Below are 25459 nucleotides of genomic sequence, written 5' to 3'. Positions count from 1 at the left end.
CGTGTCCACCTTGCTCGGCCCTGCTCGCCGGCCCGGCCGGTCCACCTTGGCGCGCCATCTTCGGTCAGCGCCCGGGTCCGCTCAAGCCACAACCGCCTGCCTGCCCCACCTCGGCTTGTCCACCTTGCTCGGCCCTGCTCGCCGGCCCGGCCGGTCCACCTTGGCGCGCCATCTTCGGTCAGCGCCCGGGTCCGCTCGGGCCACGGCAACCTACCCCTGCGCCGGCTCACCCCAGCCCAGCCACAACGCCCGCCCAGCCGGCCCCAACATCAACCCCCAACCCCACCGAACAATCCTGGTACCGGTTCCGCCTAAACCCGGCCCACCACCCCCTCAACCCCCAAAGCCTTCCCAGCTCAAGCCCCAAAAAAGATTCCACGAAAGCCCCACTCCGACCACCCCCAGCGCCCGGGTGAACCCACCGTCACCTACACGAGTGACATCAACTCGGGAACGCGGACGGACCGGTGCCCGTTGTCCGGGCATGAGGGTGCCGATCACGATCACTCGGCCGCCACACCACTCCACCGGAGTGGCGGCTGCGGGAGACCGGGCTGTCACCCTCGGGGTCCACCGTCCGGCAGCGATGCGCCGTCCGTGTGAAAGCACGGTCACCGCGTCGCGCCCGACCAGCGGGTGTTTTGTGGTGCCTGCTCCGCGATCACTGCGCGGGGTGACCGGTTCCCACCCCCTGACATCCCCCGGCTCGGGGGCTGTTGCTATGGGCGTGAGGAAGCTAACGTGCTCCGCAATCAGCAATCCCCGCAGGCAGGGAGGTGACGAGCCCATGTCCCTGGCGCCGGAGGTGCGCTGAGTCCGCGCTCGGTCACCGGAACGAGACGTCGTCCACCGTTTCCGAGTTCCTTCTCGGCCCGCGATCCGGGCTTCCGTCCCCGCAATACCGGCGCCGTGTGTGAACACATCAGCTCGCAGTCATCTCAGCGAGGGAGGTCGTGTATGGACATCGTCGTTAAGGGCCGCAACGTGGAGGTGCCCGACCACTATCGGGCACTTGTCAGCGAAAAGCTGGCCCGCCTCGAGCGCTACGACAGGAAAGTCATCCGGTACGACGTGGAGCTGTTCCACGAACCCAACCGGCGCCAGGCCAAGAGCTGCCAGCGCGTCGAAATCACCGGAAAGGGACGAGGCCCGGCCGTACGCGCTGAAGCGTGTGCCGCCGACTTCTACGCGGCGCTCGATTCCGCAGTCACCAAGCTGGAAAACCGGCTGCGGAGGACACACGACCGGAGGCGCGTGCACTACGGCCGCAGCCGCCCGGAATCGGTCGCCGAGGCGACCTCGGCACTGCCGGGTGGTGGATCCCCGGCCGCAGCCAGTCCCGCCGCGCGTACCGCGGTGTTGGACGCACCCGAAGCCGAGCCGCAGACGAACGGCTTCGCGAGTGCCGAAGAATTCCACCTGCCCCAGCAGCAGAGCTGGGCCGACGACGACCTGGGTCACCAGCCCGGCCGCGTCGTTCGCGAGAAGCAGCACACCGCGGAGCCCATGACGGTGGACCAGGCTCTCTACGAGATGGAGCTGGTCGGCCACGACTTCTACCTCTTCAACGACTCCGACGCGGGCCGGCCCAGCGTGGTCTACCGGCGGAAAGGCTTCGACTACGGCGTGATCCGGCTCGGCTGAGCCGGGCTCCGAGGAGGCCGATCGGAGGGTCCGCACGCGCTCGCGTGCGGGCCCTCCGCATGTCAGGACGTACGGCGTGTGCACACGAGGGCCACCGTTCCCTACGATGGGGGTGGGAAGGTGGCGCCGAACACGGCCGCCACCGCGGGAGAACCTGCCCGGGACCGGCCTGGGCGCGCTCAAGATCAGCTAGTGAGGTCGACCGGATGGTGCTGAACCGCCTGCTCCGCGCGGGTGAGGGCAAGATGGTGAAGCGGCTGCGCAACATCGCCGATCACATCAACACCCTCGAAGACGACGTCAAGGACCTGACCGACGCCGAGCTGCGGGCCAAGACCGAGGAGTTCCGCAAGCGGAACGGCGACGGCGAAACCCTCGACGAGCTGCTGCCGGAGGCCTTCGCGGTCGCCCGGGAAGCGGCCAAGCGGGTGCTCGGCCAACGCCACTTCGACGTCCAGCTGATGGGCGGCGCGGCGCTGCACCTCGGCCAGGTCGCCGAAATGAAGACCGGTGAGGGCAAGACGCTGACGTGCGTCCTCCCCGCCTACCTCAACGCCATCCCCGGCAAGGGTGTCCACGTCGTCACGACGAACGACTACCTGGCCAAGCGCGACTCCGAGTGGATGGGCCGCATCCACCGCTTCCTCGGTCTCGAGGTCGGCGTCATCCTGTCGGAGCAGCAGCCGGAGGTCCGGCGCACGCAGTACAACGCCGACATCACCTACGGCACGAACAACGAGTTCGGCTTCGACTACCTGCGCGACAACATGGCGTGGAGCCTGGACGACTGCGTCCAGCGCGGCCACTACTACGCCATCGTCGACGAGGTGGACTCGATCCTCATCGACGAGGCCCGCACGCCGCTGATCATCTCCGGCCCGGCGGACCAGTCGTCGCGCTGGTACGTCGAGTTCGCGCGGCTCGCCCCGCTGATGCAGGGCATCGACACGACCACGATGGGGTCGCGCGAGCGCGTCGAGAAGACGAACCTGATCAACTCGAAGTACCACTACGAGGTCGACCAGCGGAAGCGGACCGTCGCGGTCACCGAGAAGGGCGTCCGGTTCGTCGAGGACCAGCTCGGCATCGAGAACCTGTACGAGGCCGCCAACACGCCGCTGGTCGGGTACCTGAACAACGCCCTCAAGGTGCAGGAGCTCTTCCACCGCGACAAGGACTACATCGTCCGCAACGGCGAAGTCATGATCGTCGACGAGTTCACCGGGCGCATCCTGCACGGCCGCCGCTACAACGAGGGCATGCACCAGGCGATCGAGGCCAAGGAAAAGGTCGAGATCAAGGCCGAGAACCAGACCCTCGCGACGATCACGCTGCAGAACTACTTCCGGCTCTACGACAAGCTGTCCGGGATGACCGGTACGGCCGAGACCGAGGCCGCGGAGTTCCACCAGACCTACAAGCTGGGTGTGGTGCCGATCCCGACGAACCGGCCGATGGTCCGCGTCGACCAGGCGGACCTGATCTACAAGACCGAGCAGGCCAAGTTCGAGGCCGTCGCCGAGGACATCGCCGAGCGGCACGAGAAGGGCCAGCCGGTCCTGGTGGGCACGACGAGCGTCGAGAAGTCCGAGCACCTGTCGAAGCTGCTGGTGAAGCTGAGCGTCCCGCACGAGGTGCTGAACGCGAAGCACCACGACCGCGAGGCGCTGATCGTCGCGCGCGCCGGCCAGAAGGGCGCTGTCACGGTCGCCACGAACATGGCGGGCCGCGGTACCGACATCGTGCTGGGCGGCAACCCCGACCTCATCGCCGACCAGGTGCTGCGCGAGCGCGGCCTGGACCCGGTCGAGCACTCCGAGGAGTACGAGGCCGCGTGGCCCACGGTCCTGGAGCAGGTCAAGGCGGAGTCCAAGGCCGAGGCCGAGGAGGTCCGCGAGGCGGGCGGGCTGTACGTGCTGGGCACCGAGCGGCACGAGTCGCGCCGCATCGACAACCAGCTGCGCGGCCGGTCGGGCCGTCAGGGCGACCCGGGCGAGTCCCGCTTCTACCTGTCGCTCGGTGACGAGCTCATGCGCCGCTTCAACGCGACGATGGTCGAGCGCGTCATGACGACCATGCGGCTGCCCGACGACGTGCCGATCGAGCACAAGATGGTCTCCAAGGCCATCAAGAGCGCGCAGACCCAGGTCGAGCAGATCAACATGGAGCAGCGCAAGGACGTCCTCAAGTACGACGAGGTCATGAACGAGCAGCGCAAGGTGATCTACGCCGAGCGCCACCGCGTCCTCGCCGGCGAAAACCTGCGCGACCAGATCGAGGGCATGCTCGAGGACGTCGTCAACGCCTACGTGGACGGTGCGACGGCCAACGGCTACGCCGAGGACTGGGACCACGAGAAGCTGTGGTCGGCGCTGAGGCAGCTCTACCCGGTCAGCATCGAGTGGGACGACCTGATCGAGGACGGCGATCTCGACGCGCAGCACCTGCGCGAGGCGCTGCTCGAGGACGCCCGCCACGCCTACGACAAGCGCGAAGAGGAGATCAACGCGCTCGTCGGCCCGGAGGGCATGCGGACCCTGGAGCACCAGGTGATGCTGACGGTCCTCGACCGCAAGTGGCGCGAGCACCTGTACGAGATGGACTACCTCAAGCAGGGCATCGGCATGCGGGCGCTGGCGCAGCGCGACCCGCTGATCGAGTACCAGCGCGAGGGCTTCGACATGTTCCGCGCGATGCTCGACTCGCTGAAGGAGGAGGCCGTCGGCTTCCTGTTCAACCTGCAGGTCGAGCGCGCCGAAGCGCCGCCCGCCGAGGCCGCCGCCGCGCTGCCCACGGGCGTCGCGACCGGCAACGGCCAGGCGGAAGGCCGGCACGCGCGTCCGGCGCCGCCGCAGCCGCCGGCGACCGACACCGAGTCCGTCCCGGCCGCGCTGCGCGGCAAGGGCCTCGGCGGCGGTGGGCAGCCGTCGGGCGTGACGCTGTCCGGGCCGGGCGAGGACGGTGAGGTCGAGTCCCACGCCGAAGGTGGCGCGCAGGCCGCGGGCGGTGGCGCCGGGGGTACCCGCCGGGACCGCCGGGCCGCCCAGCGCGACGCCGCCAAGAAGGGCAAGAAGGGCCCGCGTCGCTGACACGGGTGTGACCGGGGCGCGCGGCTGGTCCGCGCGCCCCGGTGTCGTGAACGGGGGATGAGCGTGTCGTCGTCGGCGGATCCGCAGGAGTTCTTCGCGTTGTTCGGCGCCGAGCGGCGGCCGGACCCGTACCCGCACTACCGGCGGTGGCGCGAGAGCCGTCCGGTGGCGGCGCTCGCGGAGCGGATGTTCGTGGTCAGCGGCTTGGCCGAGGCCACGCAGGTGCTGCGCGACCCGGCGTTCGGGCACCCCGAACCCGAGTACCTGGATCCGGCGGACCGGCTCCCGGACCAGCCGGTCGACGAATCGGGACGCGTGGTCCGGGCGTTCCTGTCGCTGAACCCGCCCGACCACACGCGGCTGCGGCGGCTGGTGGCGAAGGCGTTCACGCCGAGGATGGTCGAGCAGCTCGCGCCGCGGATCGAGGCGATCGCGGCCTCGCTCATCGACCGCGCGCCGGCCGAATTCGACGTGCTGACGGCGCTCGCGAAGCCGTTGCCGGTCGAGGTGATCGCCGAGCTCCTCGGCGTGCCGCTGGACGACCGCGAACGGTTCGCGGAGTGGTCGCACGCGATGGCGCGGGCGCTGGACCCCCCGTTCCTGCAGCGCCCGGAGACGGTCGAACCGGCGGTCAAGGCCCGGCAGTCGTTCGTCGGCTACTTCCGCGAGCTGGCGGCCCGGCGGCGGCGCGAGCCGGGGGACGACCTGCTGTCGGCGCTGGTCGCGGTGTCCGACGCGGGTGACGTCCTCAGCGAGGGCGAGCTGCTGGTGACGCTCACGCTCCTGCTCATCGCCGGCCACGAGACGACGACGAACCTGATCGGCAACGGCGTCTTGGCCCTGCTGCGCCACCCGGGCGGACTGAAACCGCTGGGCGCGGACGGCGAAAACGCGGCGCGGGTGGTGGAAGAGGTGCTGCGCTACGACTCACCGGTCCAGCTGACGGCCCGCACAGCCCTGCGCGACACGGTCCTGGGCGAGCTGCCGGTGCCGGCGGGCAGCCAGGCGATCATCCTGATCGGAGCGGCCAACCGCGACCCGGCCACGGGCCCGGACGCGGAGTCGTTCGACCCGGCCCGGGAGCCGGCCCGCCACCTGGCGTTCGGCCAGGGCATCCACTTCTGCTTGGGCGCGCCCCTGGCGAGGCTGGAGGCCCGGATCGCCTTCCGCGAGCTGGCCCGCCGCCGCCCGGAGCTGGCCTCGGCGGGAACCCCGGAGTGGAACCCGACCACCACCCTGCGCGGGCTGTCGACCTTGCCGGCGGGCGGCTGAGGGGCTTCCCGGACCGAGCCGCAACCGGGACGGCGATCGCTGTCACCGTCCCGGCTGCGCACCCGGCGGGCGAGTCCACTGTGGCGTGGCCCGCTCGGCCGCCCGCGGAAACCCGCCGGTTGGTGCGGCGGATCCCCGGGGCCGCGGTGACCGATGTGGTGCGAGCCCGCTCGTGGCGTCGCTCGCTCGGCCGCGGAGGGAAACCGCCACGCGATCAGCGCGGCGCGGTTACGCCCGGCTGCGGCGACGAAGCTCGCCCACTCGGCCCTCGGCGGTGAGCGGGCCCCACCTCCCCGTCTCACGCCGCCCGCCGGTCCGGCTTGCCCGGCTGCTGCGGTTTCAACAGCGCGAACCGCTCGCACCGCCAGCCCGTCGGGGTGCGGGTGAAGCGGGCCGCCAGTGCGAACGACCGGCCGTCCGCCTCCACGCGGGCGCACGCCTCCACCACGTCCGGCACCGGGGTGCACGTGTGGATCGTCTGCGTCCGGTGCCGTGGCCGCGGCAGGCGTGGCCCGGTCAGCCCGGCGTACACCTCCGGTGCCACCAGCGCGCGGACCTGCGCCGCCGGGCGGCGGCCGTCGTACGCCTCCAGCAGCATGTTCAGCAGGTGGCCCACCTCGTCCGCTTCGAGCTGCCTCGGCGCCGGGCACCGCGAACGCCGGTGATCCCGGGGTGCCACCTCCTCCGGACCGTCCAACCGGCGAGGCGCCTCGTAGTGGATCAGCGTCCGCAACCGGTGTTCCTCGATCATTTTCTCCCCTCCCTGACTCGGCATTTCGCCGTCTGCACCGCTTAGAGGGCGGAACCGGCCGAAAAGGAGACGGGAATCGCCCGATCCGGGCGAGAAGCGCCGAAGCCGTGGATTCCCGTCACCCGATGCGGTACGTCGATGGCGTTGTTGCGCACTGCGAGACACCGCGTCGCCGCCCCGGCTATGGTGTGCCGGGTGCTGAAAGGGCTATTGGTCGATTTCGCCGGAGTTCTCACCGATCCCGACGCCGGCCGGTTCTACGACTACCTGGCGGCCGCACGCGAGCGCGGCGTCCGCACCGCGCTGCTGTCCAACGCCCCCGGGGCGTCGGACGAGGTCAAGAACACGATGTCCGCCTATTTCGACGCACTGGTGTTTTCCGGCGAGGTCGGCGTGGCCAAACCGGACCCGGCGGTCTACCTGATCGCGGCCGAACGGCTCGGGCTGCCCGCCACGCGCTGCGCGTTCGTCGACGACTCCGCGACGAACATCCGCGGCGCCGTCCAGGCGGGCATGGTCGGGGTGCAGCACCGGTCGGTCAGCGAGACGCTGGACGAGCTCGCCGTGCTGTTCCCGGTCGGCTGAGGTCAGCGCGTGCGGCGGACCAGCTCGAACGACAGCACCGCGGCGGCGGCCGAGACGTTCAGCGACTCGACCTCACCCGGCATCGGGATCGACAGCCACTCCGTGACGAGCTCGCCGACCTCCGGCCCGACGCCGGCCGTCTCGCCGCCGAGGACGAACGCCGCGCGCTGCGGCAGGTCGACGTCGAACACCGTCGTCTTCGCCGACGCGCCCAGCGCGTACAGCCCGTAGCCGGCTTCCGCGAGCATCTCCGCGGCCTCGCCCGCCGACCCGCAGCGCAGCACCGGCGCGCGGAACGCCACCCCGGCCGACGCCTTGACCACCAGCGGATCGAGCGCCGCGACCCCGCGGCGGGGCACGATCACGCCGTCCAGCCCGGCCGCGGTCGCCGTGCGCAGGATCATGCCGACGTTCGCGGGGGTGGTGATGCCGTCCAGCAGCAGCACCCGCGACGGCGGCTGCCGGTCGGCCAGAGCCGCGGAAAGCGCTCGCATCCGCGGCGCGACGACGTCGGCGAGCACGCCCTGGTCCTGCTTGCCGTTGCCGGCGAGGACCTTGACCCGGTGGGCGCTGGCGCGCTGCACCGGCACGCCTGCCTCCTTCGCCGCGCGCTGGATCTCCGCCGCGCCGGGGCCGCGCGCCGTGTCGGCGAGGATCACCTTGTCCACCCGCAGGCCGTCGTCCGCCAGTGCTTCGAGCACCGGCTTCCGGCCGTACACGGTCAGGAAGCGGTCCTTCGGCGAAATCGTCGAGTCATCACCCACACCGGGCAGTCTTGCACTGTGTAAGGATCGGCCCATGCCCGACCGCCTGTCCGCGCTGGACGCCTCGTTCCTCTACGTCGAGGACCACGCGACCCCGATGCACGTCGGCGGCGTGGCGATCTTCGAGCGGCCGCGCTCCGGGTTCGGCTACGCGCAGCTGGTCGACCTCATCGGCGGGCGGCTGGCGTACCTGCCGCGGTACCGGCAGCGCGTGCTGGAGGTGCCGGGCCACCTGGCGCGGCCGGTGTGGGTGGACGACGTCGACTTCGACCTCAACTACCACGTCCGCCGCTCGGCGCTGCCCCAGCCGGGCAGCGACGAGCAGCTGTTCGACCTGGTCGCGCGGCTGATGTCGCGGCGGCTCGCGCCGGAGCGGCCGCTCTGGGAGGCGTACTTCATCGAGGGGCTGGCCGGCGACCGGGTGGCGCTGGTCACGAAGACCCACCAGTCCGTTGTGGACGGTATCGGTACGATCGACCTCGGCCAGATCGTGCTCGACCCGGCGCCGGCCGAGCCGGAGCCGTTCGAGGACATCTGGACGCCGCGCCGCGAGCCGAGCCGCACCCAGCTGGTGCTGGACGCGATCAGCGAGGGCGTCCAGCGGCCGGGCGAGGTGGTGGAGAACGTCCGGTCGGCGGCCAACGACGCGTTCGCGGCGGCGGGCAAGTTCGCCGAGACCGTCGGCGGGGTGGCCTCGACGCTGCGCACGCTGGTGAGCCCGGCGCCGCCCGGGCCGCTGAACGTCCGGGTGTCCGGCGGCCGCGTGTTCTCGGTGGTGCGCACCCGGCTCGAGGACTTCCGGAAGATCCGCGCGGCGCACGGCGGCACGGTCAACGACGCCGTCCTCGCCGCCATCACGGGCGCGCTGCGCGAATGGCTGCTCTCGCGCCAGGAGCAGCTGACGCCGGACACGACGATCCGCGCGCTGGTGCCGCTGGCGGTGCGCGACGCCGAGACGGCCGAGTACTCGACCCCGGCGCTGGTCGGCAACCAGGTGGCGGCGTACCTGATCGACCTGCCGGTCGGCGAGCCGAACCCGGTGCTGCGGCTGCAGCACATCGGCCACGCGATGGCCGAGCACCTCGATTCGGGCCGTTCGGTCGCCGCGCGCGGGCTGCTCAAGGTCGGTGGCTTCGCCCCGGCTACCCTGCACTCCCTCGGCGCACGGGCGGCGGGGTCGCTGTCCGGGCGCATCTTCAACGTCATGGTGACCAATTCACCGGGCCCGCAGGTGCCGATGTACGCGGGAGAGGCCAGACTGGTCGAGATGTTCCCGGTGATGCCGCTGATGCGCACCCAGGCGCTGGCGATCGGGGTGACGTCCTACCACGGTGGCGTCTACTTCGGACTGAACGGCGACCGCAAGGCCGCCTTCGACGTCGATCTGGTCGCCGGGATGATCGAAGAGTCCCTGGAAGAGCTGAAGGGTGCGCACTGGTGAGGGTCTATCTGCCTGCGACCATCGCGATGCTTCGCGACCTCGAGTCCTCGGGCGAGTTCCGCGCCCGCAGCGGCACGGCGTTCGCGCTGACGCCGGCCTTGCGCGAGGCGTACGTGAGCGGTTCGGACGAGGAGCTGGAGTACGCGGCGCTCCTGGACGCGGCCCGCGCATCGTTGCGCCTGATCGCGGCGGAGGAGAAGGGCGAGCCCCGCCGGGTGGTGGTGTCGGCGGACGTTGCGGGCGTGACGTTGCGGCCGGACCTGGACGCCCCGGTGGTCCGCATCGGCGGGCCGATCCCGCTGTCGGCGGTGGCGGCGATCCACGTGGACGCCCCGGAGGCGGCCGAGGCGGTAGCGGCCGCGGCGGCGGTGATCGACGCGGCGGACCTGGGGGATCCGGACGCGGAGTTCACTTTGGGGGACGCCGAGGACCACGAGCTGGCTTGGTATGCACCGCAGGAACTGCCGTTCCTGCTGGAACTGCTCTGATCGTCCACCGGGCTACCCCACCTCACCCGGCGGCGGCGGCTGGACGTCCACCGGCGCGCCCCACTCCGTGTACCGGGTCGTGATGCGCGCTTCGCCCTGCAGGATCGGGGAAAGGTCCAGCACGATCTGCAACGGCCGGTGCCCGTCGTCGAGCCAGAGCTCCACCGGGAACTTGCCGAGCCGGCCCGCCGATTCCGGCGGCAGGCCCGCGGGCAGATCGGTGCCCAAGCGGGCCAGGTCCAGGTCGACGCGGTAGTGCTCCGCCGCCACCCCGGCCACGTCCGTGCGCTCGGCCGCGACGATCGTGCCCGCGGTCCGGATCTCGCCCAGCGTGTGCGCCGGGTCGTTCTGCGCGGCCAGCTGCGCCAGGTTGCCCCCGAGGACCTGGGAAAACGGGTCCGTGCCGTCCGCCGCGACCACGACCCACGGCTTTCCCGCGCCGACCTCGTCGCGCGAGCCTTCCGGCACCTTCGCGTACAGCTTCCCGGCCACCATCCGCAGCTCCATCGGCTCGCCGATGAAGTCCGTCGTCATCACCTGGGCCGTCCCGCCGGCGCCGAACCGGGCGTGGCCCTGGCTCTGGGAACGGACCGAGCCGACGGCGACGTCCGTGCCGAACTTCGCCGAGCCGCCGCTCGTGGTGGCGGCCGCGGCGGCGTCGGCCAGCGTCCGCGCGTCTTCGAACGACGGCGGTGGCGGCGGGTCGGAGCACGCGCCGGCGAACAGGACGAGCAGCAGCACCACGGCGGCTTTGCGCATGGCGCCAACAAAAACACAGCGGCTCCCCCGAACCCGTTCGGGGGAGCCGCTGCCACTCAGCGTCGCCGGCGTCAGCGACCGGCCTTCTTCATCAGCTCGCCGAGGTCGACGACCTGGTCGGCCGGCGGGGCCGTCACGTCGACCTGGGTGCCCCAGTCGCTGTACTTCATCGTGAACTTCGCGTCGCCGGCCGGCGCGCCCAGCGCCTGCATCATCGGGCCCTGGTCCATGGTCACCTGCACGGGCAGGTTGTCCTTGTTCAGCCACAGCTCGGCCGGGATCTTGATGTCCTTGCCCTTGAGCATGTCGGTGAGCTTTTCGCGCGCCGCGGCCGGGACCTGGCCGGTGAACTGGTCAACGGCCTTGGCGACGTCGAGTTCCACCTTGTAGTGGTTGACCTTCTGGCCGTTCAGCTCGGTCTGGTCGGACGAGATGATCCGGCCCGTCTTGGCGATCTGGTCGAGCATCTTGCTCGGGTCGCTCTGCTCCGCCGACTGCGACAGCGCGCCGCCCAGCGCCTGCGAGAAGGGGTCGTTGCCGTCGGCCGAAATCTTGGCCCACGCCTTGTCCGTGCCCATCTGCTTCTGCTCTTCGGCGGGCAGCTTGATGTACATGACCTTGTCGACCAGGCGCATCTCGGTGGTCTGACCCGCCGAGGTGCTCGTCATCGAGAACCGGGTGTCCGTCTCGTCCATGGCCATCGCGCCGGTGGCGTTCATGGCCTGGCCGGCGGCCGAGCCTTCCATGGTGAACTTCGCCGACTTCGACTTCACGGTGTTCTGCTTGGACGCCGACGCCAGCTGGACCGCGTCGGTGAACGGCGAAGCGAGGCTCTCGGACTGGGCCGGCCCGCTCGCGGCGGCCGGTTCGGCGGTGCCGGTGGCGGAGTTGCCGCTGCACGCCGTCAGCGTGAGCACCAGCGCGGCGCCCGCGGCGACCAGGGTGGTCTTGCGCATTAAAATCCCCTCAGAGTCGGATCTTCCGCTCGGCATATCGCCTGATCGGGTGATTGGTTACCGATGTGACGGTGACGATCGGCGATCGGTTCCCCGTTGCCTCAGTCCTCAGTGGGGCGGGTCACATCGTGGCCGCCGCGGGAGGCCAGCAGGCGCCGCAAGGAACCGAGCCGCTCCGGGCTCGCCTTGCCTTCGGTGACGACGTCGTCGAGCGCGCAGCCCGGGTCCTCGGGCGGGCCCAGGTGCCCGCAGCCCGACGGGCATTCCTCGGCGGCCGCGGCGAACTCCTCGAAGGCGTCCACGATGTCGTCGGCGGTGACGTGGGCCAGCCCGAACGACCGCACGCCCGGCGTGTCGATCACCCAGCCGCCGTCCGGCAGCGGCAGTGCCACGGCCGCGACGGACGTGTGGCGCCCCTTGCCGACCCCGCTCACCACGCCGACGGCCAGGTCGGCGTCCGGGACCAGGCGGTTGACCAATGTCGATTTGCCGACACCGGAGTGGCCGACCAGCGCCGTCACCCGGTCTTTCAGCAGCTCGTCGAGGCCTTCGGGCTCTTCGTCGTACCGGCTGACGATCACCGGGATGTCGAGGCCCGCGTAGCCCGCCAAGAGCTCGTCCGGGCTGGCCAGGTCGGCCTTCGTCAGGCACAGCACCGGCTCGACGCCGCCCGCGTAGCAGGCGACGACGCAGCGGTCGATGAAGCCGGTGCGCGGCGGCGGATCGGCCAATGCGGTGACGATCAGCAGGCGCTCGGCGTTGGCGACGACGAGCCGCTCGAACGGGTCGGTGTCGTCGGCCGTGCGCAGCAGGGAGCTGGTGCGCTCGTCGACCCGGATGATCCGCGCGAGGGTGTCCGGCTTGCCGGAGACGTCCCCGACGATGCCGACCCGATCGCCGACGACCACCGGCGTCCGGCCCATCTCGCGGGCCCGCATCGCGGTGATCAGCCGGCCCGGATCGGCGTCGATCGCGCAGGTCCAGCGGCCGCGGTCCTTGCCGACGACCATGGCCGTGACGGCGTCGGCGTGCTCGGGACGGCGCTTGCTGCGGGGCCGGGTGCCCTTGCCCGGGCGCACGCGGACGTCGGACTCGTCCAGCTTGCTCCAGTCGTTGCGCGCCAACCCCGTCGTCCTCTCGTGTACCGGTGCCCACCCGAATGATCCCACGTCGCTCGCCACGGCCCTGGCCTGCGTGTAACGATGGCGTCCCGGACGTATCCGGCATGCGAGGAGGCGCTCATGTGCGGCCGCTACGCCGCCACGAAGGACCCGGCGAAGCTGATCGAGGAGTTCGAGGCGATCGACCTCACCGAGGGGCACGCACGGGCGGACCACAACGTGGCGCCGACGAAGAACGTGGTCACGGTCGTGCAGCGGCACCCGCGCGACGAAGACGGCCAGGTCCTCGAGGACGAGCCCGCCGAGCGTTCGCTGCGAATGATGAAGTGGGGCCTGGTGCCGTTCTGGGCGAAGGACCCGTCGGTCGGCTCGCGGATGATCAACACGCGCGCCGAGACGGCGGCCGAGAAACCGGCGTTCCGCCGCGCGCTGGTGTCCCGCCGCTGCCTGGTACCGGCCGACGGCTGGTTCGAGTGGCGCCGCACCGGCAAGGAGAAGGAGCCGTTCTACATGACGGCCCCGGACGATTCGTCGATCGCGTTCGGCGGCATCTGGGAGACCTGGCGGCCGAAGGACGACGACAACGCGTCGCCGCTGATCACGTTCTCGATCATCACGACCGACGCGTCCGGGCAGCTCACCGACATCCACCACCGGATGCCGCTGATCGTGCCCCGCTCCCACTGGGACGGCTGGCTGGACCCGGACCGCGAAGACGTCACGGATCTGCTGGTGCCGACGCCCGAGGACGTCGTGGCGTCGCTGGAGCTGCGGCCGATCTCGAGCCGGGTGAACAACGTCCGCAACAACGGCCCCGAGCTGCTGGAGCGGGTCGACCCGGCCCAAGAGGGCGCCCTGTTCGACGTGCCGAAGTCATGACGGCCATCCCGATCGACACGGCCTACGGCCCGGCGCGGGTGTACCTGCACTGCGCCGAGGAGGGCGTGGCGGTGCTGATGCTGGGCCACGGCGCGGGCGGCGGCCTCGGAGCGAAGGACCTGGTGGAGGTGACGCGGGCGGCACAGGGCGCGGGCGTGCACGTGGCACTGGTCGAGCAGCCGTACCGGGTGGCGGGCCGCCGGGCGCCGGCCCCGGCGAACCAGCTGGACACGGCGTGGCTGACGGTGGCGGACGACCTGTCCGCCCGCTTCGACGGCCTGCCGTTCGTGTTCGGCGGGCGCTCATCGGGCGCCCGCGTGGCCTGCCGCACGGCGGCGGCCGGCCAGGCGGTGGCGGTGCTGTGCCTGGCGTTCCCGGAGCACCCGCCGGGCAAGCCGGAGAAGACGCGCCAGCCGGAGCTGGACGCGGTCGAGGTACCGGTGCTGGTGGTGCAGGGGGAGCGGGACCCGTTCGGCCGGCCGGCCGCGGGACCGCACCACGAGATCGTGGTGGTGGACGGCGACCACAGTTTGTCGGCGGATCTGGAGTCGGTTTCACGGGCGGCGACCGAGTGGTTGTCCCGGGTGCTGCGGCCGCTGGCCTGAGTTGTCCACAACGGGTTCGGCTGTCCACAGATTTGCGGCGGACCCGTTTTTGCACCCCACAGCCAATAGACTGGACAGGGGACGCCCCCCGGGACGGGTGGGGGCTGCCCGGCCGCCCCTGGGGCACATTCCCCCAGCTCAGGCCGCGATCGAAGCCACCACAGCCCCGGTGAGCCGGATCAAATCCCCCGGAGCCACCTCGACCTCCAACCCCCGCCGCCCGGCCGAGCAGAAAACCGTCTCGAACCCCTCAGCCGACGCATCGATCACCACCGGCAGCCGGCTCCGGTGGCCCAGCGGCGAAATCCCGCCCAGCACGTACCCCGTCGCCCGCTGAGCCGCCGCCGGGTCCGCCATCTTCGCCTTCTTCCCGCCCGACGCGGCCGCCAGCGCCTTCAGGTCCAGCTGGCCGGTGACCGGGACCACTCCCACCACCAACCTGCCGTCCACCTCCGCCACCAGCGTCTTGAACACCCGCGCCCGGTCCAGGCCCAGTGCCTCCACCGCCTCCAGCCCGTACGACTCGGCCCGCGGGTCGTGGTCGTACGCGTGCAGCGTGTGCGCCACCTTCTGCTTCGTCAGAGCCGCGGTCGCCGGGGTGCCCTTGCCAGCCATGGCGGAAGTCTAGGGAATGCGTGATCCCCCTGATCGGTTGTACGGGGCGTGACCACAACGCTCGCCACCACACGCTCACGCAGCCGCCGCAGTTCCCAGGCACCGGCGAACCGCGGCGTGCCCGGTCCCCGCGTAAACTCGGGTCCGCCGTATGCGCGCACGCGCATCGACGCCGAGCGGGAAGGGAACGGTTTGCCGAGCACGCAGAACTCAGCGCCGGAAGAAGCGACCGAGGCCGAGCGCGCCGAGCGTTTCGAGCGGGACGCGATGCCGCTGCTCGACCAGCTGTACTCGGCCGCGATGCGGATGACCCGCAACCCCGCCGATGCCGAGGACCTGGTCCAGGAGACCTACCTGAAGGCGTACGCCGCCTTCGCGTCCTTCAAGGCCGGCACGAACCTCAAGGCCTGGATGTACCGCATCCTGACCAACACCTACATCAACGGCTACCGCAAGCGCCAGCGGCAGCCGGTGCAGGCGCCCACCGAGGAGATCACCGACTGGCAGATCGCCAAGGCGGAGAACCACACCTCGAGCGGGCTGCGGTCGGCCGAGGTCGAGGCGATGGACAACCTGCCCGACACCGACGTCAAGGCCGCCCTGCAGAAGCTGCCCGAGGAGTTCCGGCTGGCCGTCTACCTGGCCGACGTCGAGGGCTTCGCGTACAAGGAGATCGCCGAGATCATGGACACCCCCATCGGCACCGTGATGTCCCGTCTGCACCGTGGCCGCGCCCAGCTGCGTGACCTGCTGGCCGACGTCGCGCGGGAGCGTGGCTTCATCCGGGCCGCCACCGAAGAGGTGGCCGGGCGATGAGCGACATGTGCGAGGGCGCGTCCGACAAGGTCCGCTGCGAAGAGGCGCTCTCCGACATCTACCTGCTGCTCGACCGCGAGTGCAGCCCCGAACGTGACGCCGCGTTGCGCGCCCACATCGAGGACTGCCCGCCGTGCCTCGAGGAGTACGGCATCGACGAGCACATCAAGCAGCTGCTGGCCCGCAAGTGCGGCGGCGACCACGCCCCGGCCGAGCTGAAGAGCCGGCTGCGCGCGTCGATCCGCCAGACCGTCGCCACGCGCGGCGGGGTCACCGTGGAACGCACCGAGATCACCCTCGAGCAGCGCTCCGAGTAGCGCCCGAGCACGACGAAGGCCCCCGCACACGTGTGGGGGCCTTCGTCATGCCGACGCCGGGAATCAGGCGTTGGGCTTCTTGCCGTGGTTCGCGCCGTTCTTCTTGCGGTCGCGACGCTTGCGGGCGCGCTTCGACATGTTCACTCCTCGTCGTCAAAGCTGGTCAACCTCTCAAGTGTGTCATGACGTCCCGTTCTGGTTGGATGGGGTGGTCGGGCGAGCGCGAGGAGGGTCACGATGGCCGAGATCAGGGCCGAAATGGTCGGTACCGTGCTCGAGGTCGTCGCCGAGCCCGGCGCCGCGCTGAACGCCGGTGACACCGTGCTGATCCTGGAGTCGATGAAGATGGAGCTACCCGCCGTGAGCGAGCGGGCGGGCAGGCTGACCAGCCTCGCCGTGGCGAAGGGCGACCGGGTCCAGCAGGGCGACCTGCTCGGGGTGGTCGAGTAACGCCGTGTCCACGCTCGCCGAACTGCTCGCCGACAACACCGGCCTCCCCGGGGAGGCGGCAGACCACCTGCAGACCGTCGTCGCCGAGTGGCAGCTGCTGGCCGACCTGTCCTTCGCGGACTTCCTGCTCTGGGTCCCGGTGACCGAGGAGCTGCAGCCGGACGGCGGCGACTTCGTCTGCGTCGCGCACGCGCGGCCGACGACGGCGCCGACCGCGCACCCCGAGGACGTCGTCGGCACGCGGTTCACGGTGGAGGAGCACCCGCAGCTGGCGAAGGCCATGCGCGAGGTGCGGATCTGCCGTGAGGAGGACCCGCACTGGTACCGGGACCTGCCGATGCGGCGCGAAGCGATCCCGGTGCGGTTCCACGACGACGTCATTGCCGTGATGAGCCGCGAGACGAACCTGGCGGCGCCGCGCGTGCCGTCGCCGTTGGAGATCGCGTACCTGGGCAGCGCGGGCGACCTGTGCCAGATGATCGTCGACGGCACGTTCCCGCCGAACGGCACCAACGCGACCGACACCCACACCTCGCCCCGGGTCGGCGACGGGCTGATCCGGCTCGATTCGAGCGGCACGGTGGTGTTCGCCAGCCCGAACGGGCTGTCCGCCTACCACCGGATGGGGCACGAGTCCGACCTGGTGGGGACGCGCTTGGCGCCGCTGACGCGGTCGCTGATCCGCGACCCGTTCGACGCGACCGAGGTGTCCCACCGGATCATCGAGGCCCTCGACGGGAAGCCGTCGAGCCGCACGGAGGCCGACTCGCGGCGCGGCGCCGTGGTGCTGTTCCGCGCGCTGCCGCTGCGGCCGGCCGGCCAGGCGGCGGGCGCGCTGGTGCTCGTCCGGGACGTCACCGAGGTGAAGCGCCGGGACCGGGCGTTGCTGTCGAAGGACGCGACGATCCGGGAGATCCACCATCGGGTGAAGAACAACCTGCAGACGGTGGCCGCGTTGCTGCGGCTGCAGTCGCGGCGGACGACGTCGGAGGAGGCGCGGCTCGCCCTGGCGGAGTCCGTGCGCCGGGTGACGTCGATCGCGCTGGTGCACGAGGCGCTGTCGATCTCGGTGGACGAGCGCGTCGACCTCGACAAGCTGCTCGACAACGTGCTGCCGATGGTCGGCGAGGTCGCCACGGCGGAGTCGCAGGTCGGGCTGTCGCGGAAGGGCTCGTTCGGGGTGGTGGTCGCGGAGATCGCGACGCCGCTGGTGATGGTGCTGGCCGAGCTGGTGCAGAACGCGATCGAGCACGCGTTCCCGGCGGGCCGGTCGGGCAAGGTCGAGCTGGTCGTGGAGCGGTCGGCCCGCTGGCTGGACGTCGTGATCCGCGACAACGGGCGTGGCCTGCCGTCGGGGTTCTCGCTGGAGCGTTCGGACGGGCTGGGGCTGCAGATCGTGCGGACGCTGGTGGAGTCCGAGCTGCGGGGCTCGCTTTCGCTGCGGAAGGTGCGGACGGAGGCGTCGTCGCCCCGGGCCACGGGGACGGAAGCCGCCCTGCGGATCCCGCTTTCGCGCCGCCTCTGACGAGGTTCTGGCGTCGGCTCGCATTCCTGAAGGGCCGGCTCGCGTGCCCAGGCTGTCGCTCGCGTGCGCCAACGGGCATCACGCGTGTCTGGGGAGGCATCTCGCGTGATGGGGAGGGCATCACTCGTGATCGGCGGGGCATCACGGGTGATCGGGGGACGAGACGTTGAAGGCCCGGCACCAGGTGCGTGGTGCCGGGCCGTTCAGCGTTTCGTGGGAGGACTTGGAGTCCCGGTGAGGTTTCACCGCACCCGTCGCCAGGTGGTTTCGCCTCACTTGTTAAGCTCGAACCGAGGAGGTATCACCCCAGACGGCGTGGCACAGCAGTGCCTACCGGGAGATTTCCTCAGCGATTCGGTTGGTTAAGCTGTTGAACTTCAGGCGTTGGTACGCGTGCCGATGTGCGTACGGCGGCGCTTGAGCGCGCGTCGCTCGTCCTCGCTCATTCCGCCCCACACGCCCGCGTCCTGTCCGCTGGCCAAAGCCCAGGCCAAGCAGTCGGAAGCGACGGTGCAGCGGTGGCACACGGCCTTCGCCTGAGCTACCTGCGACAGAGCAGGACCGCTGGTTCCCACCGGGAAGAACAGCTCGGGGTCCTCGTCTCGGCAGGCCGCGTCGTGGCGCCAGTCCATGTTCGTGAGCTCCTTCATATGGCGCGGGAGGGCCGCGCCACAGTCGTCAATGGCGGTCGTGTTCTTGGGTGCTTGTGAATGCTTTCACGAAGCACCGCATTCGACAAGGGTTTCCGGAAGATCGGTGAGTCAGGTCACCCGGCCGAGCGACCCCTCTGACCTGCGGTTTCTCTCCGAAGCAGCCGCCCGAAGGGAAGGCTGATGCGCTGAGTGGAGCTTCTCCGTCGACGAACGGCACCTGGCACTTTGCCGCAGGCGATCAGCGGCATCGTTGTCACGCGATTACGGTGAGTGCGTTCGGGACGCTGAAGAATTCCACTTCGGTCCGCTGGCCGACGAGGTCGCCGTCCACCTGGAAGTTTACCGGTTCAGCTGCGTCGATGCGGATCATCGGCAGGTCATCGTGACGCACGAGACGCCGGCCGCGCTGGTTGCTCTTGGTGACCAAAGCTTGGCGTACATGCTTGAACACGGTGGGCAACCCCAGACCGTTCAACGCGAACAAACCCAATCCCGTCTCGAACGAGCAACCCGGATTGAGGTGAACGGCGCGCCGGCCCAGGTAGCTCCACGGATCGGTGTTCGACACGAAAGCGGTCAACGCCTCGGCGGGTTCCTCGCCCGGGATGCGGATCGTGAGGTCCGGCCGGCCCAGCGGCGGCCGGAAGTAGGAGCGGACGGCGGCCCGCAGGTAGAGACCCGCCGTCGTCTGCTTGCCGCGGCGCTTGGCGACCCGGCCGACGACGTCGGCGTCCCAGCCGAGGCCGGCGTTGAAGGTGAACCAGTGCCCGTCGGCCAGCCCGAGCCCGACCCGGCGCGAGCGGTCGTTCTCGAGCGCGTTGAGCAGCTGGTGGGTGGCCTCGAAGGAGTCCGCGGAGATACCCAGGGCGCGCGCGAACACGTTGGCCGAACCGCCGGGCACCACACCCAGCGCGGGGACGTGTCCGATTTGGGTAGGGCCGCCTCTTCCGGGGGTCCGCGCGGCGGAGCCCCCGGCCTGGGGCGGAGCCCCGGGTGTCACGGCGTCGGCCAGCAGGCCGTTGACGACCTCGTTCACCGTGCCGTCGCCGCCGTGCGCCACGACCAGGTCGATGCCGTCCCGCGCGGCCGAGCGCGCGACGGCCATGGCGTGGCCGCGGTAGTCCGTCTCGACCACGTCGAGCTTGACCTGGCTGGCGAGCGCGTGCGCCAGCACGTCCCGGCCACCCGCGGTGGTCGAGGTGGCCTGGGGGTTCACCACGAGGATTGCGCGCATTACCGCAGAGTAAGTGACTTCCGGCGGCCCGAGAACCTTCCGGCGCCGCATGGTGACGGGCGCAACCCCGGGGAACAGCACCTTCGAGACCCTGTGCCGGGCGGTCCTCCTTCGCACGCGAGTGTCCGCTCGTCGTGACAAGTGCACCCGGGCCGACCGCCCGCTCATCGACGACACTTCGATTTTCGACGCCCGGGCGGTCCCGCGAAAACGGCCGACCGGGTGGCATACGATCAAAAGAGCTCACGCACGGTGACTCGCCCTGGTGGAGTCCACTGTGCTCCCGCAAAGGACCCCCGGAAGGCCGCCGCAGTGAAGCTCTCGCCCGCTCCCCGAGAGGTCCGCCTGGCCGGTGCCGTCACCGCGGTGCCGTCGCTCGCCCTGCTGGTGTTCGGGGTGATCGTGCTGGTGAACGGCCTGCGGTCGCCGGCCCAGCCGGGCAACAACGTCTTCGTCGAGTCGGGCACGTTCATCGTGGTGGCGCTGGCGTTCCTGGCCGCATCGGCCGGGCTGGTCATCGGCCAGACGTGGGCGCGCTCGCCGGGTGTGGTGATCGCGCTGATCGTGATCGGGCTCGGCTGGTACCTGCTGGGCCCGTCCGGCGAGCCGCTGTGGGGCGTGCCGATCGCGCTGCTGGGCATCGCGGCCCTGGTCCTGCTGTTCCGGCGCCCGTCCCGGGCCTGGGCGCTGGACCTGCGCGAAGGCGAGACCGAGACGGAGGCCGCCGAGCGCGGCGGGATGGCCGGCCGCCGCGCCGAGCGCGAAGGCCACGAAGAGGACTGAACCCGGATCCGGCGTGATCAGGCCCGTAACCGGCGTGATTGAGGCCGTAACTCGCGTGATTGAAGCCGTAACTCGCGAGATCCGGCTTCAATCACGCGAGATCCGGCTTTGATCACGCGAGATCCGGGCTGGATCACGCGAGTTACGCCTGGGCGGCCAACGCCTGCAGGGGAGCGTCGGTGAGGCGGTTGACCGTCCACTCGTCCATCGGGACCGCGCCGAGGGCCTTGTAGAACTCCGTTGCCGGGTTCCAGTCCAGCACCGACCACTCGAGCCGCGCGTAGCCGTTCGCGACGCACTCGGCCGCCAGGGCCGCCAGCAGGGCCTTGCCCAGGCCGGAACCGCGGTGGGACGAGCGGACGTACAGGTCCTCCAGGTAGATCCCGTGCACGCCGCGCCAGGTCGAGAAGTTGAGGAACCAGACCGCGAAGCCGACCACTTCGCCGTCCACTTCGGCCACGTGCCCGAACAGCTTCGGCTCTGCGCCGAACAGCGCGGTGTGCAGCTGCTCGGGCGTCAGGTGGCACTCGTCGGGCGCGCGCTCGTACTCCGCGAGGTCGTACGCCAGGCGGACGGCGGCCTCGACGTCGTCGGGGCGGATCCGGCGGATGCGGTCGTCGGGCACGTCAGTCCTCCGCGGGCAGCAGGTTGAGGTGTTCGATCTGGGGTTTACCGCGCTCGTCGCCGAGCACCGCGATGCCGGCCGCGTCCAATCCGAAGTGGACGCCGGCGGTGGCGGGGAGGTCGAGCCAGCGGGCCACCAGCACGCGGCTGAAGTGCCCGTGTCCCACGAGGATGACGTCGCCGGCTTCGCAGGCACGCCGGGCGCGCTCCAGCACGCGGTCCGCGCGGGCGGATACGTCCGAAGCGCTTTCGCCGCCGGGGATCGGGTGGCTCCACACCGTCCAGCCCGGCACGGTTTCGCGGATCTGCGGCGTGGTGATGCCTTCGTAGTCGCCGTAGTCCCACTCGACGAGGTCTTCGGTGACTTCGTCCACGCGCAGCCCGGCCAGCGCGGCCGTGCGCAGCGCACGGGCGCGCGGGCTCGAGAGCACCAGCGACGGGCCGCCCACCAGGCTGCGGAGGGTGCCGCCCGCGGCGCGCGCCTGGCCCTCGCCCGCCGGTGTCAGCGGGATGTCCGTGCGACCGGTGTGCCGCCCGTTCAGCGACCATTCGGTCTGTCCGTGCCGGAGGAGGAAGAGACGGTTGGTCACCCGCCCGAATATATCGGGCGGTTTGCGCGGTGGCTGGCCGTCTGCTTAGCTACTGAACGGTAGCTTAGCTCGAGGAGATCTCCATGTCCCAGACGCCGACGTTCGCGATGTGGCACAAGCTGGCCGGCAAACCCGGGGGGAAACAGCTGTTCAGCGCCGCGATGTGCCTCCGGGTGCCCTACTTCCGCACGGTGCTGCCCTCGGTGCGCGAGCTGCGTCCGGGCCACTGCGAAGTGACCGCGCCGAAGTGGTGGGGTGTTTACAACCACATCCGCACGTTCCATGCGATCGCGGCCTGCAACCTCGCCGAGATCGCGATGGGCATGCTCGCCGAGGCGACCGTCCCGACGACGCACCGCTGGCTGCCGAAGGGCATGAACGTCCGGTACGTCGCGAAGGCCGAGACGGGCCTGCGCGCGGTGGCGGCGCTGCCCGAGCTGCCGGAGTTCGGCGCCGACGGCTTCGACCTCGACGTCCCGGTGACCATTTCGGACGCGAACGGCCGGCCCGTGGTCACCGGGACCATCACCATCTGGGTAACGCCGAAGAAGCGTTAGAGCTGCTTGTACTGCACGTACGTCGTCTGGTGGAACGTGTTCTGCCCAGTCGGCGACGGCAGCCCCAGCTTCCGGTCGACGAGCTTGCCGAGCGGGCCGCAACCCTGCGTCGCGGGCAGCGCGAGGTCCGGGTCGACGACGCCGAAGTGGAAGGTCGGCGGGTTCTTGGAGAGCACCGTCGGCGGCCACGCCGGGTCGTCGTGGACGACGGTGTGCAGCGGCGCGGACGCCGTGCCGATGCTGCATTCCCGGCGCAGCAACGGATGCCGCAGCACGGCGTAGACGTCGAGCTCGCCGCGGCGAGCGTCGTTGCTCTGGAAGTCCGAATAGCCCCCGTAACGCAGCTGGAGCGTCGTGCCGGCCAGGCCGGGCACCCGCACCGGCTCGTGCCGCAGCGCGCCGAAGACCTGCGCGTACTGCCCGTTCACCCGGCCTTCGCTGAACGTCAGCCGCATCTCCCCGAGCGGGATCTCCTGGTCTCCGATCGTCAGCTTTCCTTGTGAGACAAAGGCTTCGCAGCGCCAGGTGCCCGGGTCGGCGTTCGCGGGCGGTGCCGGGCAAGCGGAGAAGTCGAACGTCGGCAGTTCGTCGGCGGACGCGGTCCCGGGCGTCAGCGCCAGTGCGGCCGCGGCGACCGCGGCCGCCCCCAGTGCAAGAAGTTTCATGGCGGTGAGCCTGCTCGGATCACGCGGCCGGGACATCCGGGATCGCCCCAAGGGGAACCCCGGAATTCGTCGTGACGGGGGTCAGCCGGCCGAGCGCAGCTTGTCGTAATAGGCGACGCAGTCGGCGTACACCGGGAGAAGGCCCTGCTCGAGGGCCTCGGCCAGGGTCGGCGCTTCGCGGTCCTTCTCGGAGAGGACCGGCTCGATCTCCGCGGGCCAGGGCAGGCCCAGCGCGGGGTCCAGCGGGGTGATGCCGTGCTCGCCCGACGGGTTGTACGGCTCCGAGCAGAAGTACGTCATCACGGTGTCGTCTTCGAGGGCGACGAAGCCGTGGCCGAGGCCTTCGGCGAGGTACATCGCGCGGAACTCCCGCGAGTCGAGCTTGACCGCGTCCCACTGGCCGAAGGTCGGCGACCCGGCGCGGACGTCGATGACGACGTCGAGCAGCGAACCGCGCGGGCAGTAGATGTACTTGGCCTGGCCGGGCGGCGTGTCGGCGAAGTGGATGCCGCGGATCGTGCCGCGGCGGGACACGCTGTGGTTCGACTGGCCGAGCCGCAGCGGGTGGCCGGCCGCTTCGCGGAAGACGTCCTCCTGGAACGGGGCGACGAACAGGCCCCGGTCGTCGGGGAACGCCCGGGGGGAGAACTCGTAGGCGTCCGGGACGCTCAGCCGGCGGAATTGCATGGCGTCACCTTATCGGGCGCCAACAAAACCGGACGGACGTCTTGGGAATTGCCGGAAAATCGGCATTGGTGTGACATCAACCGCACCGAGGGGTCCGCGGCCGCCGGGGACCTGTCACAATGACCGAACCGCCGCGTCCGCGGCCATCGCCAGACCCACGGCACCGATGGCCGACGTGACGCCTCGCCGACAGGCCGGCGCTACCGCGCTGGGCTGCCGTGCCGGGAACCACCACGGATTCCCCCTGCAGTCCGTGGTCCCAGCCCGCAGGCCCAGGAGAAATTCCAGTGACACACGTTCGAACCGCGAGTTCCGTCATTCCCACTGGGGGAATGACGGAAACGACGACAGGAAACCCCATGAGCGACCCCACCGGCGCCGTCGCGCCGGTCACCGACGAAGAGATCTTCACCGGGCACGAGGGCGGCAAGCTCTCGGTGGCGGCCACCCGCCCGATTTCCAGCCCGCGTGACCTTTCGATCGCGTACACCCCGGGTGTGGCGAAGGTGAGCCGCGCGATCGCCGAGGACGCGGCCAAGGCCAAGCGCTACACGTGGGCGGACCGGCTGGTCGTCGTGGTCAGCGACGGGACGGCGGTGCTCGGCCTCGGCGACATCGGCGCCAGCGCGTCGCTGCCGGTCATGGAGGGCAAGTCGGTGCTCTTCAAAACCTTCGGTGGGCTCGACTCGATCCCGCTGGTGCTCGACACGACCGACGTGGACGAGATCGTCGAGACGCTGGTGCGGCTGCGGCCGTCGTTCGGGGCCGTCAACCTGGAGGACGTCTCCGCGCCGCGGTGCTTCGAGCTGGAGGACAAGCTCAAGGAAGCGCTGGACTGCCCGGTCATGCACGACGACCAGCACGGCACGGCGATCGTCACGCTGGCCGCGCTGCGCGGGGCCAACCTGGTGCTCGACCGGGCGATCGCCGACCAGCGCGTGGTCGTCTCCGGGGCCGGCGCGGCGGGCGTGGCCTGCGCGAAGATCCTCCAGGAAGCCGGCATCGGCGACGTCACCGTGCTCGACTCGCGCGGCATCATCCACTCCGGCCGCGGCGGCTTGAACCCGGTCAAGGAGCGGCTGGCCGCGTCGACGAACAAGGCGGGCCTGCGGGGCGGCCTGGCGGAGGCGCTGGAAGGCGCGGACGTGTTCCTCGGCCTGTCGGGCGCGACGATCGACGAGTCGCTGCTGGCCCGGATGGCGGGCGGCGGCATCGTGTTCGCACTGTCCAACCCGGACCCGGAAGTTCACCCGGCTGTGGCGTCGCGTTACGCGTCGATCGTGGCCACCGGCCGCAGCGACTTCCCGAACCAGATCAACAACGTGCTGGCGTTCCCCGGCGTCTTCCGCGGTGCGCTGGACTCCGGCGCGCGGGCGATCACAGAGAACATGAAGCTGGCGGCGGCCGAGGCGATCGTCTCGGTGGCGATGGACGACCTGGGCCCGGACCGCATCGTCCCGTCCCCGCTCGACCCGCGCGTGGCCCCCGAAGTCGCGGCCGCGGTCGCCAAGGCCGCAGAAGCCGACGGCGTCACCGACTGACCCATCCTCACCGCCGAAGCGGAGCTTTCACGTGAAAGCTCCGCTTTG

General features: G+C 70.8%; 28 protein-coding genes. 15 read left to right on the top strand and 13 right to left on the bottom strand.

What is annotated here, in order from left to right:
• Positions 1-957: 957 nt before the first annotated feature.
• From hpf to Q5425_RS38980, 3 genes are all read left to right on the top strand, one after another.
• Positions 958-1644, top strand: a complete 687-nt coding sequence (gene hpf, locus Q5425_RS38990) for a ribosome hibernation-promoting factor, HPF/YfiA family (RefSeq protein ID WP_003085632.1) — start codon at positions 958-960, stop codon at positions 1642-1644.
• Between the two features lie 206 nt (positions 1645-1850).
• Positions 1851-4733, top strand: coding sequence for a preprotein translocase subunit SecA (gene secA / locus Q5425_RS38985; protein WP_308677439.1), 2883 nt, complete (start codon positions 1851-1853; stop codon positions 4731-4733).
• 57 nt (positions 4734-4790) lie between these two features.
• Positions 4791-6005, top strand: a complete 1215-nt coding sequence (locus Q5425_RS38980; protein WP_308677438.1) for a cytochrome P450 — start codon at positions 4791-4793, stop codon at positions 6003-6005.
• A 298-nt stretch (positions 6006-6303) separates the two neighbouring features.
• Here the strand turns inward: Q5425_RS38980 and Q5425_RS38975 are convergent, their stop codons facing one another.
• On the bottom strand, positions 6304-6756 hold the full coding sequence (locus tag Q5425_RS38975; RefSeq protein ID WP_308677437.1) for an Rv3235 family protein: 453 nt from the start codon (positions 6754-6756) through the stop codon (positions 6304-6306).
• Positions 6757-6966: 210 nt separating this feature from the next.
• Between Q5425_RS38975 and Q5425_RS38970 the strand changes: the two genes are divergently transcribed.
• Entirely contained in the window at positions 6967-7341 is a 375-nt protein-coding gene (locus tag Q5425_RS38970) for an HAD-IA family hydrolase (protein WP_308677457.1), read from the top strand.
• Between the two features lie 2 nt (positions 7342-7343).
• Here Q5425_RS38970 and Q5425_RS38965 read toward each other — a convergent pair whose 3' ends face one another.
• Entirely contained in the window at positions 7344-8105 is a 762-nt protein-coding gene (locus Q5425_RS38965) for an RNA methyltransferase (protein WP_308677436.1), read from the bottom strand.
• A 34-nt stretch (positions 8106-8139) separates the two neighbouring features.
• Between Q5425_RS38965 and Q5425_RS38960 the strand changes: the two genes are divergently transcribed.
• Positions 8140-9546: a wax ester/triacylglycerol synthase family O-acyltransferase gene (locus Q5425_RS38960; RefSeq protein WP_308677435.1), complete on the top strand. Its 1407-nt coding sequence runs from the start codon at positions 8140-8142 to the stop codon at positions 9544-9546.
• Positions 9543-10034: a DUF6912 family protein gene (locus Q5425_RS38955; RefSeq protein WP_308677434.1), complete on the top strand. Its 492-nt coding sequence runs from the start codon at positions 9543-9545 to the stop codon at positions 10032-10034. Before Q5425_RS38960 ends, Q5425_RS38955 begins: the two co-directional genes overlap by 4 nt.
• A 12-nt stretch (positions 10035-10046) precedes the next feature.
• Here Q5425_RS38955 and Q5425_RS38950 read toward each other — a convergent pair whose 3' ends face one another.
• The 3 genes from Q5425_RS38950 to rsgA all read right to left on the bottom strand — a co-directional run bounded on the left by Q5425_RS38950 (position 10047) and on the right by rsgA (position 12873).
• Positions 10047-10793, bottom strand: coding sequence for a hypothetical protein (locus tag Q5425_RS38950; protein ID WP_308677433.1), 747 nt, complete (start codon positions 10791-10793; stop codon positions 10047-10049).
• Positions 10794-10864: 71 nt separating this feature from the next.
• A complete protein-coding gene (locus Q5425_RS38945; RefSeq protein WP_308677432.1) occupies positions 10865-11749 on the bottom strand; it encodes a hypothetical protein in 885 nt (294 codons plus the stop codon).
• Between the two features lie 101 nt (positions 11750-11850).
• On the bottom strand, positions 11851-12873 hold the full coding sequence (gene rsgA / locus Q5425_RS38940; RefSeq protein WP_308677431.1) for a ribosome small subunit-dependent GTPase A: 1023 nt from the start codon (positions 12871-12873) through the stop codon (positions 11851-11853).
• Between the two features lie 117 nt (positions 12874-12990).
• Here rsgA and Q5425_RS38935 point away from each other — a divergent pair, with 117 nt between their 5' ends.
• Both Q5425_RS38935 and Q5425_RS38930 read left to right on the top strand, forming a co-directional pair.
• Positions 12991-13749, top strand: a complete 759-nt coding sequence (locus Q5425_RS38935) for an SOS response-associated peptidase (protein ID WP_308677430.1) — start codon at positions 12991-12993, stop codon at positions 13747-13749.
• On the top strand, positions 13746-14354 hold the full coding sequence (locus tag Q5425_RS38930) for an alpha/beta family hydrolase (RefSeq protein WP_308677429.1): 609 nt from the start codon (positions 13746-13748) through the stop codon (positions 14352-14354). The genes Q5425_RS38935 and Q5425_RS38930 overlap by 4 nt, the downstream gene beginning before the upstream one ends.
• Before the next feature lie 138 nt (positions 14355-14492).
• On the opposite strand, the gene ybaK is transcribed toward Q5425_RS38930, so the two are convergent.
• Positions 14493-14969 (bottom strand): Cys-tRNA(Pro) deacylase, encoded by a 477-nt coding sequence (ybaK, locus tag Q5425_RS38925; RefSeq protein ID WP_308677428.1) that lies wholly within the window; start codon positions 14967-14969, stop codon positions 14493-14495.
• Positions 14970-15161: 192 nt separating this feature from the next.
• Between ybaK and Q5425_RS38920 the strand changes: the two genes are divergently transcribed.
• Together Q5425_RS38920 and rsrA are read left to right on the top strand one after the other, a co-directional pair.
• Positions 15162-15785 carry a sigma-70 family RNA polymerase sigma factor gene (locus Q5425_RS38920; RefSeq protein ID WP_308677427.1) on the top strand — a complete coding sequence of 208 codons (624 nt, stop codon included), beginning with the start codon at positions 15162-15164 and terminating at the stop codon, positions 15783-15785.
• On the top strand, positions 15782-16102 hold the full coding sequence (gene rsrA / locus Q5425_RS38915) for a mycothiol system anti-sigma-R factor (protein WP_308677426.1): 321 nt from the start codon (positions 15782-15784) through the stop codon (positions 16100-16102). The genes Q5425_RS38920 and rsrA overlap by 4 nt, the downstream gene beginning before the upstream one ends.
• 63 nt (positions 16103-16165) lie before the next feature.
• Here rsrA and Q5425_RS45935 read toward each other — a convergent pair whose 3' ends face one another.
• On the bottom strand, positions 16166-16240 hold the full coding sequence (locus Q5425_RS45935) for a 50S ribosomal protein bL37 (protein ID WP_098515123.1): 75 nt from the start codon (positions 16238-16240) through the stop codon (positions 16166-16168).
• A 99-nt stretch (positions 16241-16339) separates the two neighbouring features.
• Here Q5425_RS45935 and Q5425_RS38910 point away from each other — a divergent pair, with 99 nt between their 5' ends.
• Both Q5425_RS38910 and Q5425_RS38905 read left to right on the top strand, forming a co-directional pair.
• On the top strand, positions 16340-16552 hold the full coding sequence (locus Q5425_RS38910; protein WP_308677425.1) for a biotin/lipoyl-binding carrier protein: 213 nt from the start codon (positions 16340-16342) through the stop codon (positions 16550-16552).
• A gap of 4 nt (positions 16553-16556) precedes the next feature.
• Positions 16557-18077 carry a histidine kinase N-terminal domain-containing protein gene (locus Q5425_RS38905; protein ID WP_308677424.1) on the top strand — a complete coding sequence of 507 codons (1521 nt, stop codon included), beginning with the start codon at positions 16557-16559 and terminating at the stop codon, positions 18075-18077.
• A 377-nt stretch (positions 18078-18454) separates the two neighbouring features.
• Here the strand turns inward: Q5425_RS38905 and Q5425_RS38900 are convergent, their stop codons facing one another.
• Together Q5425_RS38900 and Q5425_RS38895 are read right to left on the bottom strand one after the other, a co-directional pair.
• Entirely contained in the window at positions 18455-18709 is a 255-nt protein-coding gene (locus tag Q5425_RS38900; protein ID WP_072481920.1) for a WhiB family transcriptional regulator, read from the bottom strand.
• Positions 18710-18983: 274 nt separating this feature from the next.
• Complete coding sequence (locus Q5425_RS38895) at positions 18984-19964, bottom strand: diacylglycerol kinase family protein (RefSeq protein WP_308677456.1); 981 nt, start codon at positions 19962-19964, stop codon at positions 18984-18986.
• Positions 19965-20276: 312 nt separating this feature from the next.
• On the opposite strand from Q5425_RS38895, the gene Q5425_RS38890 reads away from it, so the two are divergent.
• Positions 20277-20747, top strand: a complete 471-nt coding sequence (locus Q5425_RS38890) for a hypothetical protein (protein ID WP_308677423.1) — start codon at positions 20277-20279, stop codon at positions 20745-20747.
• A gap of 142 nt (positions 20748-20889) precedes the next feature.
• On the opposite strand, the gene Q5425_RS38885 is transcribed toward Q5425_RS38890, so the two are convergent.
• Entirely contained in the window at positions 20890-21372 is a 483-nt protein-coding gene (locus Q5425_RS38885) for a GNAT family N-acetyltransferase (RefSeq protein ID WP_308677422.1), read from the bottom strand.
• A gap of 1 nt (position 21373) precedes the next feature.
• Positions 21374-21961 (bottom strand): acid phosphatase, encoded by a 588-nt coding sequence (locus Q5425_RS38880; RefSeq protein WP_308677421.1) that lies wholly within the window; start codon positions 21959-21961, stop codon positions 21374-21376.
• 83 nt (positions 21962-22044) lie between these two features.
• Here Q5425_RS38880 and Q5425_RS38875 point away from each other — a divergent pair, with 83 nt between their 5' ends.
• Positions 22045-22518: a hotdog fold domain-containing protein gene (locus Q5425_RS38875; RefSeq protein WP_308677420.1), complete on the top strand. Its 474-nt coding sequence runs from the start codon at positions 22045-22047 to the stop codon at positions 22516-22518.
• On the opposite strand, the gene Q5425_RS38870 is transcribed toward Q5425_RS38875, so the two are convergent.
• Complete coding sequence (locus Q5425_RS38870; protein WP_308677419.1) at positions 22515-23183, bottom strand: hypothetical protein; 669 nt, start codon at positions 23181-23183, stop codon at positions 22515-22517. The two genes, Q5425_RS38875 and Q5425_RS38870, sit on opposite strands and share 4 nt — an antisense overlap.
• Positions 23184-23264: 81 nt before the next feature.
• Positions 23265-23870 carry a dTDP-4-dehydrorhamnose 3,5-epimerase gene (gene rfbC / locus Q5425_RS38865; RefSeq protein WP_308677418.1) on the bottom strand — a complete coding sequence of 202 codons (606 nt, stop codon included), beginning with the start codon at positions 23868-23870 and terminating at the stop codon, positions 23265-23267.
• A gap of 359 nt (positions 23871-24229) precedes the next feature.
• Here rfbC and Q5425_RS38860 point away from each other — a divergent pair, with 359 nt between their 5' ends.
• Positions 24230-25411 (top strand): NADP-dependent malic enzyme, encoded by a 1182-nt coding sequence (locus tag Q5425_RS38860; RefSeq protein ID WP_308677417.1) that lies wholly within the window; start codon positions 24230-24232, stop codon positions 25409-25411.
• Positions 25412-25459: the final 48 nt, after the last annotated feature.

This window comes from Amycolatopsis sp. A133, from assembly GCF_031082405.1.
In the GTDB taxonomy this organism is placed as follows: Bacteria; Actinomycetota; Actinomycetes; order Mycobacteriales; family Pseudonocardiaceae; genus Amycolatopsis.
This window is presented reverse-complemented; position numbering and strand designations above follow the sequence as displayed.

Excerpts from the sequence above, each read along its gene's own strand:
- hpf (WP_003085632.1), top strand. The coding sequence starts at position 958 with ATGGACATCGTCGTTAAGGGCCGCAACGTGGAGGTGCCCGACCACTAT.
- secA (WP_308677439.1), top strand. The coding sequence starts at position 1,851 with ATGGTGCTGAACCGCCTGCTCCGCGCGGGTGAGGGCAAGATGGTGAAG.
- Q5425_RS38980 (WP_308677438.1), top strand. The coding sequence starts at position 4,791 with ATGAGCGTGTCGTCGTCGGCGGATCCGCAGGAGTTCTTCGCGTTGTTC.
- Q5425_RS38975 (WP_308677437.1), bottom strand. The coding sequence starts at position 6,756 with ATGATCGAGGAACACCGGTTGCGGACGCTGATCCACTACGAGGCGCCT.
- Q5425_RS38960 (WP_308677435.1), top strand. The coding sequence starts at position 8,140 with ATGCCCGACCGCCTGTCCGCGCTGGACGCCTCGTTCCTCTACGTCGAG.
- Q5425_RS38950 (WP_308677433.1), bottom strand. The coding sequence starts at position 10,793 with ATGCGCAAAGCCGCCGTGGTGCTGCTGCTCGTCCTGTTCGCCGGCGCG.
- Q5425_RS38945 (WP_308677432.1), bottom strand. The coding sequence starts at position 11,749 with ATGCGCAAGACCACCCTGGTCGCCGCGGGCGCCGCGCTGGTGCTCACG.
- Q5425_RS38935 (WP_308677430.1), top strand. The coding sequence starts at position 12,991 with ATGTGCGGCCGCTACGCCGCCACGAAGGACCCGGCGAAGCTGATCGAG.
- Q5425_RS38930 (WP_308677429.1), top strand. The coding sequence starts at position 13,746 with ATGACGGCCATCCCGATCGACACGGCCTACGGCCCGGCGCGGGTGTAC.
- ybaK (WP_308677428.1), bottom strand. The coding sequence starts at position 14,969 with ATGGCTGGCAAGGGCACCCCGGCGACCGCGGCTCTGACGAAGCAGAAG.
- rsrA (WP_308677426.1), top strand. The coding sequence starts at position 15,782 with ATGAGCGACATGTGCGAGGGCGCGTCCGACAAGGTCCGCTGCGAAGAG.
- Q5425_RS38910 (WP_308677425.1), top strand. The coding sequence starts at position 16,340 with ATGGCCGAGATCAGGGCCGAAATGGTCGGTACCGTGCTCGAGGTCGTC.
- Q5425_RS38900 (WP_072481920.1), bottom strand. The coding sequence starts at position 18,709 with ATGGACTGGCGCCACGACGCGGCCTGCCGAGACGAGGACCCCGAGCTG.
- Q5425_RS38895 (WP_308677456.1), bottom strand. The coding sequence starts at position 19,964 with ATGCGCGCAATCCTCGTGGTGAACCCCCAGGCCACCTCGACCACCGCG.
- Q5425_RS38875 (WP_308677420.1), top strand. The coding sequence starts at position 22,045 with ATGTCCCAGACGCCGACGTTCGCGATGTGGCACAAGCTGGCCGGCAAA.
- Q5425_RS38870 (WP_308677419.1), bottom strand. The coding sequence starts at position 23,183 with ATGAAACTTCTTGCACTGGGGGCGGCCGCGGTCGCCGCGGCCGCACTG.
- rfbC (WP_308677418.1), bottom strand. The coding sequence starts at position 23,870 with ATGCAATTCCGCCGGCTGAGCGTCCCGGACGCCTACGAGTTCTCCCCC.
- Q5425_RS38860 (WP_308677417.1), top strand. The coding sequence starts at position 24,230 with ATGAGCGACCCCACCGGCGCCGTCGCGCCGGTCACCGACGAAGAGATC.